At 51.2% G+C, this 4615-nt stretch carries 6 protein-coding genes and 1 pseudogene; 5 read left to right on the top strand and 2 right to left on the bottom strand.

The window, feature by feature from the left end:
- Positions 1–368: pseudogene (locus tag KQJ18_RS21760) on the bottom strand (phosphoglucomutase, alpha-D-glucose phosphate-specific); the annotation flags it as partial.
- 24 nt (positions 369–392) lie between these two features.
- Positions 393–935, bottom strand: coding sequence for a replication initiation negative regulator SeqA (seqA, locus tag KQJ18_RS21755; RefSeq protein ID WP_204524960.1), 543 nt, complete (start codon positions 933–935; stop codon positions 393–395).
- Positions 936–1128: 193 nt separating this feature from the next.
- Here seqA and ybfF point away from each other — a divergent pair, with 193 nt between their 5' ends.
- From ybfF to tcuR, 5 genes are all read left to right on the top strand, one after another.
- Positions 1129–1902, top strand: coding sequence for an esterase (ybfF, locus tag KQJ18_RS21750; protein WP_160955891.1), 774 nt, complete (start codon positions 1129–1131; stop codon positions 1900–1902).
- Between the two features lie 128 nt (positions 1903–2030).
- Complete coding sequence (ybfE, locus tag KQJ18_RS21745; RefSeq protein WP_042310165.1) at positions 2031–2318, top strand: LexA regulated protein; 288 nt, start codon at positions 2031–2033, stop codon at positions 2316–2318.
- A 155-nt stretch (positions 2319–2473) separates the two neighbouring features.
- The gene (fldA, locus tag KQJ18_RS21740; protein ID WP_003022839.1) at positions 2474–3004 is read left to right on the top strand and encodes a flavodoxin FldA; all 531 of its coding nucleotides are present in this window, start codon (positions 2474–2476) and stop codon (positions 3002–3004) included.
- A gap of 289 nt (positions 3005–3293) precedes the next feature.
- Positions 3294–3740 (top strand): ferric iron uptake transcriptional regulator, encoded by a 447-nt coding sequence (gene fur / locus KQJ18_RS21735; RefSeq protein ID WP_003022836.1) that lies wholly within the window; start codon positions 3294–3296, stop codon positions 3738–3740.
- Positions 3741–3867: 127 nt separating this feature from the next.
- Positions 3868–4615 (top strand): tricarballylate utilization LysR family transcriptional regulator TcuR (gene tcuR / locus KQJ18_RS21730; protein WP_216422723.1); only part of this gene is annotated, 748 nt, incomplete at its 3' end.

Here is a 4615-nt window from a genome sequence, read left to right as displayed (position 1 = left end):
ACGGCAGGGGTTGGCGTAAAGCCGTTGTTTTCCTGCACGATGACATCAACGCCATTCGCCGCCAGCACTTCCAGCACAGAGATAAAAGCCGGTTCAGACAGCGCGTGGGTATCCTTGCCCACAAAGCACGGGCCAGTAATCCCGTTTTTCGCACGTTCTTCAGCAATCGCCTGGGCGATAGCCAGAATATGCGGCTCGTTAAAACTATGACGACCTGCACTGCCGCGATGCCCGGACGTACCGAACTTGACGGCGTGCTCAGCGTTCCCTGCCGTTGGTTTCAGTACATAGTACTGTGCCGTCAGTTGGGCGACGTTAATCAAATCACTCTGTTGCGCAGGTTGACCTGCACGGTTGTGGATTGCCATTGCCTGGTCCTTCTAATGCAAGGATTAAATTGTTCCGCAAACCTTTTCAATCAATTCCGCAGGGAATTGCATTGACTGCATGATGTACTCCACCATGCTGCATTTACGGCCGGTGTTGGTATTGGTGATCACCCAGTACGGCGTGCCTGGCACGTGTTTCGGTTTGGTTTGATTACCATTTTTCAGCAGCGTCTGTTCATCTGCCGCAAAATAAACGCGCGTCCGGCCATGCAACGAATCCGTTGCTTCGGCGAATGCGTTTTGATCCAGAGAATAGAGTGTAGACAGCACCAGCATAAAGCGATTTACTGCTTTCTTCTGTTCCGCATATTCATCGGACAACAGCAGTTCACGCATCGCGCGCACTTTATCTTTTACGGGGTTAACCGGCTTAGCTTCCACGACAGGTTGCACAGCGCGGACTTCTTTTACTACCGGAGTGACAGGCTGTGCTGCGGCGGAAAATTTCAACATACGCCGTAAAATGTCGGATGCGCTCTCGCCGATATGCTTGGTATGGCTGGCAATATAGCTATAGAGTTCATCATCAACTTCAATCGTTTTCATCTTAATCCAGTGCAGTGTTTAGCTGAATACAAGTTGTTGGGTTAACACGCGTAGTGTAAAGGCAAATCCCAACAGCGGATAGCGTCAAGCCTGGTGGCTGATAAAACTCGGAGTAACCGTAGTTGTTGCAGCCCTGTGGCAGAATGGTCAACATGATACCCTAACCCGTGAGTGTGAAAAAAAGAACTTTGCCATGAAATTGAATATCCGAGCGCAATCTGCGCAAAACCTGCACAATAATTCTCCCATCGTCCTGGTTCACGGCCTGTTTGGTAGCCTGGATAACCTGGGGATCCTGGCACGCTCCCTGGTGGCCGATCACGATATCATCCAGGTTGATATGCGAAATCATGGCCTCTCGCCCCGATCGCCTGAAATGAATTATGCGGCCATGGCGCAAGACCTGGTGGATACGCTGGACGATCGACAGATCGAAAAAGCGATCTTTATTGGTCACTCGATGGGGGGAAAAGCCGTCATGGCGTTAACCGCGTTGGCCCCTGATCGTATTGATCGGCTGGTGGCTATTGATATTGCACCGGTTGACTATCATGTGCGCCGTCACGATGAGATTTTTGCGGCAATCAATGCCGTAACCGAGGCACAAGCGTCCTCGCGCCAGCAAGCGGCAAGCGTCATGCGCCAGCATCTGCAAGAGGAGGGTGTTATTCAGTTTCTGCTGAAATCCTTTGTTGACGGCGAGTGGCGCTTTAACGTTCCCGTGTTGTGGGATCAATATCCCACTATCGTCGGTTGGCAAACCATCCCGGCATGGGAGCACCCGGCATTGTTTATTCCAGGCGGTAACTCCCCTTATGTCACCGAAGCGTATCGCGAGCAGCTACTGGCACAATTCCCGCAGGCTCGGGCGCACGTTATTGCAGGCGCGGGGCATTGGGTACATGCGGAAAAACCTGAAGCAGTGCTGCGGGCCATCCGTCGTTATCTGAACGAACCGGCTAACTGATTAAAAACTCAGCGTCCGTGCGCGATTACGCGCGTGGGCGTTGGCGTGCCTCTCCTGCTGATGTATTATGGCGCGCTATCCATCCGGGCGGACGCCTGGCTGATTGTTTCCCCGAAGTCACCAAGATCATGGCCAAAGAACAAACGGACCGTACGACATTAGATCTGTTCGCGCAGGAGCGTCGCCCGGGACGACCCAAAACTAATCCGCTCTCGCGTGATGAACAGTTACGTATAAATAAACGTAATCAGCTTAAACGTGACAAAGTTCGCGGGCTTAAGCGTGTCGAACTGAAACTGAACGCTGATGCCGTTGACGCGTTAAACGAGCTGGCCGAGGCGCGCAACATGAGTCGCAGTGAACTCATCGAAGAGATGCTGATGACCCAACTCACCGCATTGCGCGGTCAGGCATAGTCTGAATTTCTGCTCTAAATCATAAATCGTGTAGCACAGAGTGCAGTCCCGCGTGTTTGCTGTTTCCGCATGCCTGACTGTTCTGCTATGATTGCCCTTATCCGTGGGCAATGCGCCACCACCATTTCAATAAGTTTCAAGAGGTTATTTTACTCATGGCAATCACTGGCATCTTTTTCGGCAGCGACACCGGTAATACCGAAAACATCGCAAAAATGATTCAAAAACAGCTTGGTAAAGACGTTGCCGATGTACATGACATTGCAAAAAGCAGCAAAGAAGACCTGGAAGGGTATGACATTCTGCTGCTCGGCATTCCAACCTGGTACTACGGTGAAGCGCAGTGTGACTGGGACGATTTCTTCCCTACCCTCGAAGACATTGATTTTAACGGCAAACTGGTTGCATTGTTCGGCTGCGGCGACCAGGAAGATTACGCAGAATATTTCTGCGATGCGTTAGGCACAATTCGCGACATCATTGAGCCACGCGGCGCCACCATCGTCGGTCACTGGCCAACGGCGGGTTATCACTTTGAAGCGTCCAAAGGCCTGGCTGACGACGACCACTTTGTCGGTCTGGCTATCGATGAAGATCGCCAGCCGGAGCTGACCGCTGAACGCGTAGAAAAATGGGTTAAGCAGATCTCAGAAGAACTGCACCTCGACGAAATCATCAATGCCTGATTTCGCGCGGCGCAGATCCTCATCTGCGCCGCATCAATAGATAAAACCAATCAAAATAATTGCTACAAATTTGTAACTTTTCCGTCTGACCCTGTACAATGGCTGGATGCCAATCGGGTGTTGCACAGTGTGTTTGTCGGCGATACCACGTTTTGATTAACAATATATGCCAGAGACTTGCTGTTTTCATTTAACCATGGCAGTTCTATAATGATACGCAATTTCTCAAGTGCAATTTCTGTCACTTCTGTTAATGAAGTGAATCGTTTAGCTACAGGACAGATTCCGCATGACTGACAACAATACCGCATTAAAGAAGGCTGGCCTGAAAGTAACGCTTCCTCGTTTAAAAATTCTGGAAGTTCTTCAGGAACCGGATAACCATCACGTCAGTGCGGAAGACTTATACAAACGCCTGATCGATATGGGTGAAGAAATTGGTCTGGCGACCGTGTATCGTGTGCTGAACCAGTTTGATGATGCCGGTATCGTGACCCGCCACAATTTTGAAGGTGGTAAATCCGTCTTCGAACTGACTCAACAGCATCACCACGATCACCTCATTTGCCTCGACTGCGGCAAAGTGGTCGAGTTCAGCGATGATTCCATTGAAGCGCGTCAGCGTGAGATTGCGGCTAAACATGGTATTCGCTTAACCAACCATAGCCTCTATCTTTATGGCCACTGCGCCGAAGGCGATTGCCGCGAAGATGAGCATGCGCACGACGGCAAATAATGTGACGATTTCTGAAAAGCCAACCATCCGGTTGGCTTTTTTTATGGGCCAAATTTGACCATCCCCCTCTTCCTTCTACGTCAATGTTGCTTTAATGTAAAAATCAATTGCCATTCGGAGAGTTGAAATGGAACTTCGTCAACTACGCTATTTTGTGCGTATTGTAGAAACCGGCAGCATGGGTAGCGCGGCGCTCGATCTCAATATCGGTGTTTCGGCACTCAGTCAGCAAATGACGCGCCTGGAAAGCGAACTTGCTATTCGTCTGCTTCAACGCACCTCGCGCGGTGTGACGCCCACCAGCGCCGGACTGGCTTTTTACTCCCAGGCGCAGCTGGCGCTCCGGCATGCAGACGATGCAATCCTCGCCGCGCGCGAGGCCCGACTTTCCGGACACGTCAGCGTCGGTATGGCCCCCAGTACCGCTTCCGTTCTCGGCATGCCATTTATTCACGCCATGCGGGAAAGCTATGCTGATGTTCGCCTGCATGTGGTGGAAAGTCTCTCTGGCAACCTGGAACGAATGATTAATACCCGCCAGATTGATCTGGCTGTCGTGTTTCAAAAAGAAAAGATCCTGCGCTGGAGCGCCAGACCGATTCTTGAAGAACGGCTGTTTTTGATTGGGACCCATGCCCTATTGGCTGATATTGTCGACGACAATATTGCTCCAGCCCAACTGGCAAATATTCCATTGATCATGCCAAGCCCGGGACATGGTCTGCGCGGCAGGCTGGATGCCATCTGCCAGGAACACGCGCTAAATATTGAGATCGCTACTGAAATTGATGGTCTGGCGTTACTGATGCGCGCCGTACGCAGTGGCATTGGCGCCACTCTTCAGCCCGGTGCGGCGATCTCCCATCTCGATAAAG

It is taken from the genome of Citrobacter sp. S55_ASV_140, assembly GCF_018919505.1.
GTDB classification, from domain to species: domain Bacteria; phylum Pseudomonadota; class Gammaproteobacteria; order Enterobacterales; family Enterobacteriaceae; genus Citrobacter; species Citrobacter werkmanii.
The sequence above is the reverse complement of the archived record's forward strand: the minus strand, read 5'-3'. Positions and strand labels throughout refer to the sequence as shown.